This window comes from Streptomyces sp. NPDC050842 (assembly GCF_044456565.1).
Taxonomy (GTDB): domain Bacteria; phylum Actinomycetota; class Actinomycetes; order Streptomycetales; family Streptomycetaceae; genus Streptomyces.
The window spans coordinates 859,779-873,771 of sequence record NZ_JBITGA010000001.1 but is presented as its reverse complement, the minus strand read 5'-3'; the positions used below and the strand labels follow the sequence as shown (position 1 = coordinate 873,771).

Genomic DNA, 13,993 nt, shown 5'->3' with positions numbered 1-13,993 from the left:
CCCCCACCGCCCTGGCGTGGTGGGGGCCTTCACGCACTCCGGCACGTCAGGGGCGCCGGTGTACGGGGAAGCCGTGGGCGCGGGCTCCCGTGACGACCGCGACGACGGGGATCAGCAGGAGCAGGACGCTCCAGGGGAGGGCCCCCGCGCCGAGGCCGCCGAGGAGGAGGCCGCCCGCGATACCGCCGGCCGCCATGGCCGCGTTCCAGAGGCTGACCAGCATCGTCTGGGCGGTGTCGGCGGCGTCGCCGCCCGCGTCGGCGACGGCCGTCTGGAGCAGCGTCGGCGCTCCGCCCCAGCCCAGGCCCCACAGTCCGGCGGCCACCAGGACGAGCGCGGTGCTCCCGGCCGGTACGGCGAGGGCGGCGACGCCGACGGCGACGAGGACCGTCCCGGCGAGGGTCAGGGTCCGGAGCCTGCGGTCGATGTACCGCCCGGTGATCCAGATTCCGGCCAGTGAGGCCACGCCGAACACGAGCAGGACGAGCCCGGTGGAGCCGGTCAGGCCGAGGTGGCCGAGGTAGGCGGCGACGTAGGTGTAGAGGACGGTGTGGGCGAGGACGAGGGCGAAAGTGACGGCGAGGACCGGCAGGACCCCGGGGACCTTCAGCGTCCGGGCGGCCGGGGCCCGCCCGCCGCGCTGTTCGCCCGGAAGGTCGGGGACGGCGAGGGCGATCCAGCCGAGGAGCAGGACGGCAATGACGGTCATGGCGGTGAAGGCGGTCCGCCAGCCGGCGGCGGCGCCGAGGAAGGTGCCCGCCGGGACGCCGAGCGACAGCGCGAGCGGGATGCCGGTCATGGCGACGGCGACGGCCCGGCCCTGGAGGTGCGGCGGGGCGAGGCGGCGCGCGTAACCGGCGAGCAGGGCCCAGGCCACCCCCGCGGCGACGCCGGCGAGGAAGCGGGCGCCCATGGTGAGGACGTACGAGGAGGAGACCGCGGTGACCGTGTTGGCGGCGGCGAATCCCGCGACCGAGGTGAGCAGCAGGCGCTTGCGGCGCCAGCCGGCGGTACGGGCGGCGAGGGGGACGGCGGTGAGGGCGGTGCCGAGCGCGTATACGGTGACCGACTGCCCGGCGGCGGCCTCGCCGACGCCCAGGTCGGCGCTCATGCCGGGCAGGACGCCGGCGGGGAGGGTCTCGGTGAGGCTGGTGACGAAGACGGCGGTGGCGAGGGCGAGCAGGGCGGCGAGGGGCAGTCGGCCGGCGGGCTTCGCAGGGGTGGTCGTGGCGGGAGTGGTCGTGGCGGGAGTGGTCGTGGCGGAACCGGCCGCCACTGTCGTGTGGTTGCTCATGGACCTATGCTCGAACCCTCACATTGATGTGAAGGTCAAGCGAGTCCCGGGAGGGGGCGTCCCATGCGGATCGGGGAACTGTCGGAACGCACCGGCACACCGCGCAGGCTGCTGCGCTATTACGAGGAACAGGGCCTCATCGTCGCGGACCGGCTGCCGAACGGCTACCGCGTCTACGACGAGTCGAACCTGGACCGGGTCGCGCAGATCCGGGGGCTCCTCGACGCCGGGCTGCCGACCCGGCTGATCAAGCAGATCCTGCCGTGCCTGAACAAGCCGAGGATCATCCACTTCCCGGACGCCACGCCGGAGATGCTGGCGACCCTCGAGGAGGAGCGGGACCGGATGACCGAGCGGATCCGGTGCCTCACCCGGAACCGGGACGCGGTGGCGGAGTATCTGGACGCCGTACGGGAGAAGTTGGCGGCCGGGGCGGCGTAGAGCCGCTCCGGCGGTGCGAACCGCTCTCACTCCATGCGGCGGGACCCTTCCAGGACCGCCTGCCGGATGCGGTGGTAGGTGCCGCACCGGCAGATGTTGCGGATCGTGTCGAGGTCGGCCTCGGTGATCTCCCGCCCGGCCTCCCGCGCCCGGCGGACCGTCGCCACGGCCGCCATGATCTGGCCCGGCTGGCAGAAGCCGCACTGGGCGACGTCCAGGTCGAGCCAGGCCTCCTGCATCGGATGCAGGTCGGCGCCGACGGTGTCCGGGAGCCCCTCGATCGTGGTGATCTCGTCGGTCGGGGCGAGGTCGTCGACGGGCACGGCGCAGGGCGTGAACGCCTTGCCGTTGAGGTGGCTCGTACAGGCCCGGCAGACGCCGACCCCGCAGCCGTACTTGGGGCCGGTGACGCCGAGGACGTCCCTGAGGACCCAGAGGAGCCGGACGTCGCCCTCGACGTCGGCGGTGACGGCCTTGCCGTTCAGGATGAAGGTGTGCTGCGGCACGGGGACTCCAGCTCTCAGATGGTGCGGTCGCGGCCGTCGGTGGGCGAGGCCGGGACGGGCGGGACGGTCGGCAGGGGGGTGAAGGCGAGCGGCTCGGCGTGGTTGACGGGGAAGACCGTCGGCATCGTGCCGGTGGCCCGCCCGTAGGCGCAGGCGACGGCGGCCGTGGCGCCGGCCACCGCCAGCTCCCCCGCCCCGCCCGGCTTCTCGCCGTTCGACGGCATCACGATGATCTCCAGCTCGGGCGGGGTGTTCCACTGCCGGGTGTAGAAGTACTGGTCCCAGCTGCCTTCGAGGAAGTGTCCGTCGCGCAGGTGGAGTCCGGACGTGAGGGTGATGGCGATGCCGTCGGCGATGCCGCCCATCATCTGGGCTTCCAGGCCGCGCGGGTTGACGGCGAGACCGACGTCGACGGCGCAGACGACCTTCGTCACGCGCGGTCCCGTGTACGCGTTGGGGATCGTCCGTCCGCTGGTCTCGGGGCGGCAGTCGATCTCGGCGAGGACGGCGACGTGCGAGTGGTACTCGGTGTGGACCGCGATGCCCTGGGCCGTACCGGGCGCCATCGTCCGGCCCCACTCCCCCGCCGCGGCGACCTTGTCGAGGACGGCGCGCGCCCTCGGGTCCTTCATGAGCCCGCGTCGCATCGCGTACGCGTCCTTGCCCATGCGGCGGGCCAGCTCGTCCATGACGAGTTCCTGGGCGCAGCGCACGTTGGGCGAGTAGATGCCGCGCATGGACCCGGTGTTGAAGCCCTTGTCGGTCTCGGAGAGCAGCTGGGTGGTGACGCCGAGGTGGTAGGGGCTCACCTGGGTGAGCTGGAACATCGTCTCGGAGAAGGCGAGGTCGGCGACGGGGAGCCGGGCCACCTCGGCGGTCAGGAGCTCGCCGATGCCGTGCCCGAAGTCGGTGGCCACGGAGGTGTGGCGCTGCTCGTACGTGAGGACCTCGCCCAGCGAGTACGTGGCGCGGACCCGCGAGGTGGACATCGGGTGCGTACGGCCCTGGCGGAAGTCGTCGGTGCGGTGCCACATCAGCTTGACGGGCTTGCCGAGGGCTTGGGAGACCTCTGCGGCCTCGTGGGCCGCGTCGTGGAAGAGCTTGCGGCCGAAGGATCCGCCGCCCTCGGTGACGTGGACGCGGACGGCGGTGGGCGGCAGGCCGAGCTTGAGCGCGATCTGTTCCTGGGCGACGATCGGGGCCTTCAGCGAGGCCCAGATCTCCGCGGAGTCCTCCCGTACGTCCGCGATGGCGCAGTTCGTCTCCACGGCGGCGTTGCTGGAGAAGTGGAAGGTGAAGCGGGCGTCGACCGCCTTGGTGAGGAGCGGCAGCGGCGGGACCACCAGCGGGAGTTCGGCCCGGCGGAGCTTGGCCAGGACGGTGGCGTCGGAGGCGCCCTCGGCGGTGCCGGGGCCCCAGTCGACGTCGAGGGCCCGGACGGCGTCGACGCACTGGCCGAAGGTGCGGCCGCGGACGGCGACGCCGGTGGAGACGGTGACGACGTCGGTGATGCCGGGCATGGCGCGGACCACGGCGAGGTTGGCCACGGAGCGGACGGTGCCGTTGATGGTGGGCGGGCGGCAGATCATCGTGGGCAGGGCGTCCGGGACCTGGAGGTCCATCGCGAACTTCTTGCGGCCGGTGACCGCGTCGAGGGCGTCCAGCCTGCGCTGTGCGGTGCCGATGACGCGGAAGTCGGCGCGGTCCTTGAGCTCCACCTCCACCGCCGTGTCGGTGAGGGCGGCGGCCTTCGCGGCGAGTTCGCCGTAGCCGAGGAGCGCGCCGGCCGGGGACACGACGGCGCCGGCCTTCGTCGTGAGGGTCTCGACGGCGTCGCCGAGGACGAGGGCGGCGGCGCGCAGGAGGCGGCCGCGGGCGACGGCGGCGGCGACCCGGATGGGGGTGTAGGTGGAGTAGGTGGTGTTGGAGCCGCCGGTCAGCTGGTTGAAGAGGAGCTCGGGCCGGGCGTCGGCGAGGGTGACCTTCACCTTGTCCAGGGGCAGGTCGAGTTCCTCCGCGACGATCATGGCGCTGGAGGTGGTGACGCCCTGGCCGACCTCGGCACGGGGCAGGGCGAAGTGGGCCGTGCCGTCGCTGTCGATACGGATGGTGATGAGGTTGCTGGTCGGCACGGCCGCGAGCGTCAGCAGGTCGTTGAGGTCGAGGAGTTCCGCGGGGCCGGGCAGCGAGGGGATGAGCGCCGGGGCCGCGGCGGCGGCCTGCCGGGGCACGAGGGCCTCGGCGCCGAGCTGGGCGGCGACGGTGAGGGTGGGGGCGGCCAGGACGTACCCGAGGAACCGGCGCCGGGCGATCCCGGGTTCGTTCCCGGCCGGCGGCGCGGAGGGCGCGGCTCCGTCCCTGGTGCCGCTGATGTGGTCCTTGTCCCGCGCGGGGTGCCGCCTCGGCATGCGGTGTGGCCTTTCGTCATGGTCCCGGTCTTGCTACCGCCGGGTATCGTCCGATGCGCCGATCATCGCTCATGCGGGGGACCTCCGGGGACCGTTCGGAGGGAAGCCGCCGGTAGGATGCCGCGATGACCGAAGCCGCGCACCTCACCGCCACCCGCCGTTCCTACGACACCGTCGCCGTCGACTACGAGCGCCTGCTCGGCGCTCAGTTGGCGTCGACGCCGCTGGACCGCGCGATGCTCGCCGCCTTCGTCGAGCAGGTGAACGCCCTCGACGGACCGCGCACAGTGGCCGATCTCGGGTGCGGTACGGGGCGGGTGGCGTCGCATCTGCGGGAGCTGGGGGCGGACGTGTTCGGGGTGGACCTGTCGCCGGGGATGATCGCGGTGGCCCGGGAGACGTACCCGGGCCTGCGCTTCGAGGTGGGATCGATGACCGCGCTCGACCTGCCCGACGCCTCACTCGGCGGGGCGCTCTCCTGGTACTCCACCGTGCACATGCCGGAGGAGGAACTGGCTGCCGGCTTCGCGGAGTTCCGCCGTGTCCTCGCGCCGGGCGGATTCGTCCTGGTCGCCTTCAAGGTCGGGGACGGGAAGGTACGGCTGGAGCGGGCGTACGGTCACGAGGTGGCGCTCGACGTGTACCGCTGGTCGCCCGACCGCGTCGCGGAGCTCCTGGCCGCCGCGGGCCTGGTCGTGGCGGCCCGCCTGGTGCGGGAGGCGGACCCCGAGGAGAGCACGCCCCAGGCCTTCCTGCTGGCCCGCAGGCCGCGCGACTGAACCCGGCCGCCGCAGGAGCGGAGCTGCGCCCCGGAGACCCTGGCGCGCTGCCCGCCGCCCGCGATGAGGGCGTTCACGGAGGCCATCGGGTCGCCGCCCGCCGACCTGACGAGCAGGGCGCCGAGCACCACGGGGCCGAGGGCCACCGCGAGCGCGGTGCCGGTGGCGGTGACGTGCTGGAGGGGGCGGGGGCGCCGGGCGTCGGAGGTCATGCCTCTATTCCAGCGGCGGACGGCGGGCCGCGTATCGGTCGACGTACTCAGCCGGGCGGCGCGGCCTACTCAACTGACGCGCAGCCGATCACGGGGGCGACCCCAGGGGCTCCCCCTCGGACGCTTCTTCGGAGATCCTCGGGGAATCGAACACCCCGGGCGTCCCCGGGCCGGAGCATGGAGGCGCGACCGCCGTGACGAGCGAGACGAGCGAGATGAGCGGGACCAGCGGGGCCACGTTGACCGGCGAGATGGCCGGGGTTGCCGAAAGCCCTGCGGGCCGGGGCACGGCCCCGGCCGTTCTCGTCGTCCAGCACGAGGAGGACGCGGGCCCCGGGCTCGTCGGGGACCGTCTCGTACGGACCGGCCTCCGTCTCGACATGGTGCGCGCCTGGCAGGGCGAACCCCTCCCGGACGACCTGGGCGGCCACGCGGGGCTCCTCGTCCTCGGCGGATCCGTCGGCTGCCGGGACGACACGTCCGCCCCGTGGCTGCCCCGCGTCCGTGCGCTCGTCCGCGAGGCGGTCGCCGACGAGGTGCCGCTCCTCGGGATATGTCTGGGCGGCCAGCTCGTCGCCGACGCCCTGGGCGGTTCCGTCGTGGCCCGGAGGCGGGGGCCCGAACTGGGCGCCGTCCCGCTGCGGCGACTTGCCGCGGCCGATGGGGACCCCGTACTCGGCGGGGTGCCGGAGGGCGCGCCGGCGGCGCAGTGGCACTGGGACGAGGTGGACCGGCTGCCGGCCGGCGCCGTACCGCTGCTGACGGGTGACGACTGCCCGCACCAGGCGTTCCGGGTGGGGCGTGCGGGCTGGGGGCTCCAGTTCCATCCGGAGGCGGGGTCCGGCACGGTCGCGCGGTGGGCGGAGGCCGACGACGCGCAGGTCCGCGCGGACGGGGGCGACCCGGCGGCCGTGGTGGCCTCGGTACGGGAGGCGGAGCCGGAACTCCGTACGGTCTGGGGCGCGGTGTCCGAGGCGTGGGGCGCGGTCGTGCGGGCTCATGCCGGAGCGCGCGCCGCCCGGGCGTGATCAGGGCCAGTCGACGAGGGCGAGGAAGAGGAGATAGAGGAGGACGACGGCGGCGGGGGCGAGGGCGGCGACCTTCCGGCGCCGGGCCGTGTTGCGGTGGCGCCACGGCAGGACCCAGCTCGTCACGAGCAGCCCGAGCGGCAGCAGCAGGCCGATCGCGAAGGTCCAGAAGGCGGGCATGAAGCTCGCGCTGAACGCGGAGCTCCGCGCGCCGGAGCAGCTGTCGCAGGCCATCGGGGCGAGCGCGACGAAGACGAAGGCGACGAACGCGAGCGGCAGGGTGACGACGGTGGCGACGGCCGGTGCGATCCAGGCGCGCGGAGCGCGGTCGTCGGCGACGGGCGTGGCAGCGGGGGCGGGCGTCGCGGCGGCGGCTGTGGCGGCGGCGGGCGTCGCGGCGGCGGGCGTGGCGGCGGCGGTGCGGTCGGGCATGGTGGCATTCCACCGGACTCGCGTGCGCGGCACATGAGTGCGGATACTCACGTCCGGGGCGGGTGCGCGACGGGCGCGTCCGCTTGGCGGGGCCGTGACCGTGGGGTTGTGTGGCGGTCGACCGTACCGCCACCGCACGACAGCGAAGGAGCTCCGCCGCCATGGCCGACTACCGGATCGAAACCGTCCGCACCGGGTACCGGAACTGGACCGCCCGCAACGACCGGGGCGCGGAGGTCCGGATGGCCGCCGCCGACGACGCGGACGCGCAGCCGTCGTTCACCCCGGTCGAGTTGCTGCTCGCGGCGATGGGCGGGTGCGGCGGCCTGGTCGTGGACCGGACCGCGCGCGCCGTGGACCACGACGACCTGCGGATCGTGGTGGAGTCCGTCTCTGGCCCCGAGGACGACGGCCGGGTGGGCCGGATCAGGGTCAGCTACGAGTTCGACCTGCCGGACAACAACCCGAAGGCGGACGAGGTGTTCGCCCGGGCGGTGCGCCTGACGCACGAGAAGTTCTGCACGGTGAGCCGGACAGTGGAGCACGGCGCACGGGTCGAGGCGATCCTCCCGGACGGCACGGTCGGCTTCGAGGGCTGACGCAACACGAGACGCGGCAGACGCTCAGTCGTTCGGCGTGACCGGTGACCACACGCCGAACCACTGCTCGGCGCCGTACTCCTCGAACCGCTCCACCTCGGTGAACCCCAGCTTCACCGCGAGGCGCATCGCGCGGTCGTTGGCCGTCTGGGTGGAGAGCACCACCGGCTCGCCGGGAAGCGCACCGGCGAACCAGTCGAGTGCCGCCGCGCACGCCTCGGCGGCGTACCCGCGTCCCCATGCCTCTGGCCGGAGCAGGTAGCCGAGCTCGGCCTCGCCGGCGTCCGGACGGACGTGCCCCGGGCGTTCGGCGTCACGCCGATCGAGTGTGATCATGCCGATCATCGCTCCGTCGAGGTCGATCACGAAGAGTCCGGGGCGCCGCCCGGGCACCTCGGGTACCGCGCGTTCGAGTGCGTCACGCGGCCGGGCGCCACCGATGTACGTGCCCACCTCGGGCGAGGCGAACAGCTCGACGAACGCCGCGCGGTCCCGGGCCTCGGACTCCCGGAGCACGAGCCGTTCGGTCGTTATCGGGGCGGGGGGCCAGGCGAGGGGGCGCGGTCCGGGTCCGGTCATGGTCGGCAACCTACCGCAGCCCGTAGAAGCGGCTCCGGAGAGACGACCTAGCCGACCGTGACGTGGGCGAGGGCCCAGGAGGTGTGGTCGAAGGACGTCCTGGCGTTGGCGTCCGTCACCTCCAGGCGCAGGACGCGGACACCGCGTACGTCCACGTCCACCGGTACGGGGCCGGTGGCGGCGGTGAGAGTGGGGGTGGTGAGGAGGACGCGGTCGTCGCCGTACACGGTGGCGCGGGTCGCGCCCGTGGAGCTCTGGCGGGCCGAGAAGTCGTCGATGCCGACGAGCGCGGTGAAACGCTGCGCCGCGCCGCCGAGGTGGAACGACACGTCGCTGTACGCGTGGACTCCGAGGCCCTTGGGGTACGTGGTGCCGCCGAAGGAGATCGGGGTGCCGTCACCGGCGCCGTTCTTTCCGTTGGAGCTGTCGCGCTCGACCGGGCCCCAGCCGTTGACGGCGCGGATCCAGGGGAGGTCGGAGAGGTAGCCGTCCCGGGCGGGCGCCGGGGGCGGGGTGGTGACGACGCCGTCGGCGGCGTACCGGACGGGGCCACCGGGTGCGAGGGATGTGCCCTCGGCGGTCAGCGTCCACGGGGTGCCCGCGGGGGCGCCGGTGGGCGGGGTGACCTGCCAGGCGGTGGCGAGCCGGGCACCGGGGGCGAGCCGGGCGGTGGCGGTGGCCGTGGTGGACCGTACGGTCCAGCCCGTGGGGGCGCGGAGGGTGACGGCGGCCGAGTCCCAGGCCCGCGAGGAGCCGTTGGCGAGGGCGGCGGTGACGGTGAACGGCTGCCCCGGTACGGCGAGTTGAGGGACGGCCAGGGCCGCCCCGAAGTCGGCGCGGGGGTAGGTGTCCTGCCAGGAGGAACGCATCAGAGCGACGAGTTCGGCGACTCGTGCGGGGTACCGGGCCGCGAGGTCGGAGGTCTCGCCGAGGTCCGTGGCGAGGTCGTACAGCTCGACCTGCCACTGGTCGTCGGGCAGGGCGTGGTCGCGGACGGGAGCGAAGCGCACGGCCTTCCACCGGTCCTTGCGGAGGGCCTCCGCGAGCCAGGTGGACCGCTTCTCGTCCTGGGCGTCGGCGCGGCTCGTGACGCCGCGCTCGTCGCGGAACCAGTAGAGGTGGTCGTGGTGGGCGGCGCTCCCGCCGCCGGCGAGGAGGGGCGCGGCCGAGAGGCCGTCGACGTCGGAGGGGGCGGGGGCGCCGCCGAGTTCGGCGAGGGTGGGGAGGAGGTCGGTGAGCGGGGTGGGGCGGTCGCTCGTGCCGGGCAGGACGCGGCCGGGGCCCCAGGCGATGAGGGGGACGCGTACGCCGCCTTCGTACAGATTGCGCTTGTAGCCGCGCAGTGGGCCGTTGGCGTCGAACAGGTCGGGGTTGACGCCGCCCTCCTCGTGCGGCCCGTTGTCGCTGGTGACGAGGAGGACGGTGTCGTCCGCGAGTCCGAGGGCGTGGAGCCGGTCGACGACGTCGCCGACGAGGGAGTCGAAGAGGCTCACCTGCGCGGCGTGGCCCTTGTTGGCGGCGGTCCAGGTGCGGGATGCGTAGGCGCTGGTGTCGGGGATGTCGCTGGGCGCGTGCGGCACGGTCGGGGTGAGCAGGAGGAGGAACGGTTCGGCGGCGTGGCGGTCTAGGAAGTCGAGGGCACGCTGCCGCAGCAGGTCAGGCGCGTAGGTGCCCTTGGCGCCGGACGCGTTGCCGGGGACGGGCTCCTTGGCGCCGTTGTGCCAGAGGTACTCGGGGTAGTACTGGTGCGCGTGCCCGTGGTCGATGTAGCCGTGGAACTCCTCGAAGCCGCGGGCGTTGGGGTGGCTGTCCTGGCCGGCGCTCTCCGGACCGAAGCCCCACTTGCCGATCACGCCGGTGCGGTAGCCGCGGGCCCTGAGCACCTGGGCGAAGGTGGTGTCGGCGGCGGTGAGGGAGCCCTGGGCGCCGGACGGGTTGGCGCGGACGGTCGCGTGCCCGGTGTGCAGCCCGGTGAGGAGCGAGCAACGGGAGGGAGCGCAGACGGCCGCCGTCGAGTACGCGTCCGTGAACCTCAGCCCGTCGGCGGCGAGTCCGTCGATGCGCGGGGTGGAGATGAGCTTCTGGCCGTACGCGCCGAGCTCGCCGTGACCGAGGTCGTCGGCGAGCACGACGATCAGGTTCGGCGGCCGCGTGGTGTCCTCGGGCACGGCGGCCCCGGCCGGTCCCGCCGCGACACCGACGACGCCGGTCCCGGGCAGCGCGCCGAGCCCGAGCGAGGCGGCGGACCCGGCGAGGAAACGACGACGGCTGGCCATGACGGGGCTCCTCAGGCAGGGGCGGGCGCGACGGACGACGCTTCAGGAGACGTCCCGGGCCTCCTTGCCGTACGGCTCCGGGCCCCTGCCGATCATCGACGCACCCGCCCCGGCGGACCATGCACAGCACATGAAGAACGTGTGACACACGCCAGGCGAGGTTCGCCCTCCACGTGCCCAAACGGTCCTCGCCGAGCTTCGGGTCACCGCAGTGACGACCGTGTCTTTCGGCGAGGTGCCCTGGTCGTTCGCCCAGGCCGAGGGCGAGGGCTATCCCGACGCCGCCCACTGGCGCTGTGTCCACGCCGATTACTGGCAGGACAGCGAGGGCCGTGTCATCACTGACGACACCCCCCGTGGTGTGCATGCACTTCCCGCGCACGACCCCGGCGTCGGACTGATATGCGTGGAATAAGGTGTCAAGGCCGAGGCCGAGCGGTGGAAAGGTGCGGCGGACCGGCGCGCCCGGTCCGCCGCACCGGCGTCAGGACGGGAGCCACGCCCGCCAGGTTCCCTCGTTCTCCTTCACCCAGCGCCCCGCCGCCTCCTGCGGCGACAGCTTCTGCTCCGCGATCATCAGGGCGACGTCGTTCTGCTCCTCGGTCGTCCACCGGAACTTCTTCAGGAAGGCGGCGGCGTCACCGCCACTGTCGGCGAAGCGGGCGTTGAGGAACTTCTGCAGCGGCGTGTGCGGGTACGCGCAGGCCACCTTCTCCGGGTCGGCGTCGCAGCCCTCCTTGTAGGCGGGCAGCTTCACCTCCGTCATCGGGACCTTCTCGAACAGCCACTGGGGCTTGTACCAGTAGGTCAGGAACGGCTTCTTCTCCTTGGCGAACTGCTTGATCTGCGTGATCTGCGCCGCCTCGGAGCCTGCGAACACGACCTGGTAGTCGAGGTCCAGGCTGTTCACGAGTGCCTTGTCGTTCGTGACGTAAGACGGGGAGCCGTCCAGCAGCTGGCCCTTGCCGCCGCTCTCCGCGGTACGGAACTCGTCGGCGTACTTGTCGAGGTTCCTCCAGTCGGTGACGTCCGGGTGTTCCTCGGCGAAGTACGTCGGCACGTACCAGCCGATGTGACCGGTCACCCCGAGGTCTCCACCCCGTTCGATCGTCCCCTTGTCGTCGATGTACCGCTTCTCCTGCTCCGGGTGGCCCCAGTCCTCCAGGATGGCGTCCACCCGGCCCTGGCTGAGCGCGTCCCAGGCGGGGACCTCGTCGATCTGGACGGTGTCCACCCGGTAGCCGAGCTCGTGCTGGAGCAGGTACTGGGCGACGGCGACATTGGCCTGCGCGCCCACCCACGACTGCGTGGACAGGGTCACCGTGCGAGAGCTCTTCGCGTCGGCGTACGGGGACGCCTGGCGGGTCATGTCGGCGGCACCGCAGCCGGTGAGGGCCGTCAGGGCGACGGCTGCCGCGAGCGCGGCACCGCCGAGTGCGATGCGGGTACGAGCCATCTCAGGCCCCCTTTCCGGCGAGGCCGCGGCGTTCCGTCGGCTGGGTGACGCGGTCGAGCACCAGGCCGAGGCAGACGATCGCGGCACCGGCGACCAGACCGGTCGCCAGGTCGCCCTGGGCGAGGCCGAAGACCGCGTCGTAACCGAGTGCGCCGCCGCCCACGAGGCCGCCGATGACGACGACGGCGAGGACCAGCACCACGCCCTGGTTGACGGCAAGCAGCAGCGCGGGCCGTGCCAGCGGCAGCTGTACGTGGAACAGCTGCTGCCGCCCTGTCGCGCCCAGGGAGCGCGAGGACTCCAGGGCGGCCGGGTCCACCGTACTCAGCCCCTGGGCAGTGATCCGCACCACCGCGGGCAGCGCGTAGACCACGGCGGCCGCGACCGCCGGGGCGCGGCCCACACCGAACAGGGCGACGACGGGGATCAGATACACGAACTGCGGCATCGTCTGGAAGACGTCGAGAACCGGACGCAGCGCGCGTCCCAGTCGTGTGCTGCGCGCCGCGGCGACCCCGAGGGCGAGGCCGAGCAGCAGTGTCACGGCGACGGCGGCCATGACCTGGGACAGCGTGTCGAGCGCCGGGTCCCAGACACCGAGCACACCGATCGCCGCCATCGCGAGGACGGCGGTCGCGGCGGTGCGCCAGGTGCCGATGAGCAGGGCGAGTGCGCCGACGGTCAGCAGGACCGCCCACCAGGGCAGCCATTGGAGCCCGTCGCGCAGGGGGTTGAGGACCCATGTGGTGAGACGTCCCGCCCAGTCGGCGGTGCCACCGACGAGGGGCACACCGGAGTAGAGGTGGGCGGTCATCCAGTCGACCGCCCCGTTGACGGGCTCGGCGAGGTCGACCGTCCACTCGTCGGGCCAGACGAGCCGGTCGGACAGGCGGCCCGCGACGGCGACGACGGAGGTCGCCACGAGAGCGACGGCCCAGCCGAGTCCGGCCCGGCGGGCCGGAGCCGCGCCGATCCGCTCCCCGGCCGCGGCGGTGACCCGGTCCAGGACGATGGCAAGGAGCACGATCGGCACACCGGCGGCGAGCGCGGCACCGACGTCGACGGAGCCCAGTGCCTGGTAGACGCGGTCGCCAAGGCCTCCCGCGCCGATGACGGACGCGACCACGGCCATCCCGAGCGCCATCATGATGGACTGGTTGACGCCGAGCAGGAGTTCCTTGCGGGCCAGCGGCAGCTGGGCCGTCAGCAGCCGCTGCCTGCCGGTGGCGCCGAGGGACGCGGCGGCCTCCACGACCCCGGCGTCCGCGCCGCGCAGCCCGAGTGCGGTGAGGCGGGCCATGGGCGGGGCGGCGTAGACGACGGTCGCGAGGACGGCCGCGGGTACACCGATGCCGAAGACCAGGACGACGGGCAGGAGATACGCGAAGGCCGGCAACACCTGCATGGTGTCGAGGACCGGGCGCAGGATCCGGTGCATGCGGTCCGACAGTCCGGCGGCGAGGCCGAGGAGACCCCCGAGCAGTACGGACGCGGCGACGGCGACCACCATCAGGGCGAGCGTCTGCATGGTGGGCACCCACATGCCGAGCAGTCCGCACACGGAGAAGGCGGCGACGGAGGTCAGGGCGAGCCGCACGCCCGCGACACGCCAGGCCACAAATCCGGCGGCGGCGGTGACGCCCGCCCAGCCGAGCGCGAGCAGCACCAGGTACACGGCGCGGACGGACACGACCACGACGTTGCTCACGTGCCCCAGGAAGTAGAGGAACAGCGGGTGGCCGTCACGGTTGTCGATGATCCAGTCGCTGGTGCGATCCAGCGGCCCGGACAGATCGACGGCGAGCGCCGCCGGCCAGCTGCCGCCGCCCAGGAGTACGGCGCCGAGGACGAGCACGACGGCCGTGCCGGCGCCGATCAGCCGGCCGCGGTGGCGCGCGAGGGAGCGCAGCGCACCGGACCCGGCGTCAGCGGCGGTCGTGGAGCCCGGAGAGGCAGGGGTGACGGTGGTGGTCATCGGCCCCA

General features: G+C 73.5%; 13 protein-coding genes. 5 read left to right on the top strand and 8 right to left on the bottom strand.

The window, feature by feature from the left end; all coding sequences use genetic code 11:
• Positions 1–46: 46 nt before the first annotated feature.
• Positions 47–1,294: an MFS transporter gene (locus ACIBG6_RS03865; RefSeq protein ID WP_399220874.1), complete on the bottom strand. Its 1,248-nt coding sequence runs from the start codon at positions 1,292–1,294 to the stop codon at positions 47–49.
• A gap of 63 nt (positions 1,295–1,357) precedes the next feature.
• Between ACIBG6_RS03865 and ACIBG6_RS03860 the strand changes: the two genes are divergently transcribed.
• The gene (locus ACIBG6_RS03860; protein WP_399220873.1) at positions 1,358–1,735 is read left to right on the top strand and encodes a MerR family transcriptional regulator; all 378 of its coding nucleotides are present in this window, start codon (positions 1,358–1,360) and stop codon (positions 1,733–1,735) included.
• A 26-nt stretch (positions 1,736–1,761) separates the two neighbouring features.
• On the opposite strand, the gene ACIBG6_RS03855 is transcribed toward ACIBG6_RS03860, so the two are convergent.
• Positions 1,762–2,241, bottom strand: a complete 480-nt coding sequence (locus ACIBG6_RS03855) for a 2Fe-2S iron-sulfur cluster-binding protein (RefSeq protein WP_317593015.1) — start codon at positions 2,239–2,241, stop codon at positions 1,762–1,764.
• Between the two features lie 14 nt (positions 2,242–2,255).
• Positions 2,256–4,649, bottom strand: a complete 2,394-nt coding sequence (locus tag ACIBG6_RS03850) for a molybdopterin cofactor-binding domain-containing protein (RefSeq protein ID WP_399220872.1) — start codon at positions 4,647–4,649, stop codon at positions 2,256–2,258.
• Positions 4,650–4,774: 125 nt separating this feature from the next.
• Here ACIBG6_RS03850 and ACIBG6_RS03845 point away from each other — a divergent pair, with 125 nt between their 5' ends.
• Positions 4,775–5,428 carry a class I SAM-dependent methyltransferase gene (locus tag ACIBG6_RS03845; protein WP_399220871.1) on the top strand — a complete coding sequence of 218 codons (654 nt, stop codon included), beginning with the start codon at positions 4,775–4,777 and terminating at the stop codon, positions 5,426–5,428.
• A gap of 406 nt (positions 5,429–5,834) precedes the next feature.
• Complete coding sequence (locus ACIBG6_RS03840; protein ID WP_399220870.1) at positions 5,835–6,668, top strand: type 1 glutamine amidotransferase; 834 nt, start codon at positions 5,835–5,837, stop codon at positions 6,666–6,668.
• On the opposite strand, the gene ACIBG6_RS03835 is transcribed toward ACIBG6_RS03840, so the two are convergent.
• Positions 6,669–7,100, bottom strand: coding sequence for a hypothetical protein (locus tag ACIBG6_RS03835; protein ID WP_399220869.1), 432 nt, complete (start codon positions 7,098–7,100; stop codon positions 6,669–6,671).
• Between the two features lie 161 nt (positions 7,101–7,261).
• Between ACIBG6_RS03835 and ACIBG6_RS03830 the strand changes: the two genes are divergently transcribed.
• Entirely contained in the window at positions 7,262–7,699 is a 438-nt protein-coding gene (locus ACIBG6_RS03830; protein WP_399220868.1) for an OsmC family protein, read from the top strand.
• Positions 7,700–7,723: 24 nt separating this feature from the next.
• Here ACIBG6_RS03830 and ACIBG6_RS03825 read toward each other — a convergent pair whose 3' ends face one another.
• On the bottom strand, positions 7,724–8,278 hold the full coding sequence (locus ACIBG6_RS03825; RefSeq protein WP_399220867.1) for a GNAT family N-acetyltransferase: 555 nt from the start codon (positions 8,276–8,278) through the stop codon (positions 7,724–7,726).
• Between the two features lie 47 nt (positions 8,279–8,325).
• Positions 8,326–10,554 carry a sulfatase-like hydrolase/transferase gene (locus tag ACIBG6_RS03820; RefSeq protein ID WP_399220866.1) on the bottom strand — a complete coding sequence of 743 codons (2,229 nt, stop codon included), beginning with the start codon at positions 10,552–10,554 and terminating at the stop codon, positions 8,326–8,328.
• Positions 10,555–10,765: 211 nt separating this feature from the next.
• Here ACIBG6_RS03820 and ACIBG6_RS03815 point away from each other — a divergent pair, with 211 nt between their 5' ends.
• A complete protein-coding gene (locus ACIBG6_RS03815; protein ID WP_399220865.1) occupies positions 10,766–10,969 on the top strand; it encodes a hypothetical protein in 204 nt (67 codons plus the stop codon).
• Between the two features lie 69 nt (positions 10,970–11,038).
• Here ACIBG6_RS03815 and ACIBG6_RS03810 read toward each other — a convergent pair whose 3' ends face one another.
• Both ACIBG6_RS03810 and ACIBG6_RS03805 read right to left on the bottom strand, forming a co-directional pair.
• The gene (locus ACIBG6_RS03810; RefSeq protein ID WP_399220864.1) at positions 11,039–12,010 is read right to left on the bottom strand and encodes an ABC transporter substrate-binding protein; all 972 of its coding nucleotides are present in this window, start codon (positions 12,008–12,010) and stop codon (positions 11,039–11,041) included.
• 1 nt (position 12,011) lies between these two features.
• On the bottom strand, positions 12,012–13,985 hold the full coding sequence (locus ACIBG6_RS03805; RefSeq protein ID WP_399220863.1) for an ABC transporter permease subunit: 1,974 nt from the start codon (positions 13,983–13,985) through the stop codon (positions 12,012–12,014).
• Between the last annotated feature and the right edge of the window lie 8 nt (positions 13,986–13,993).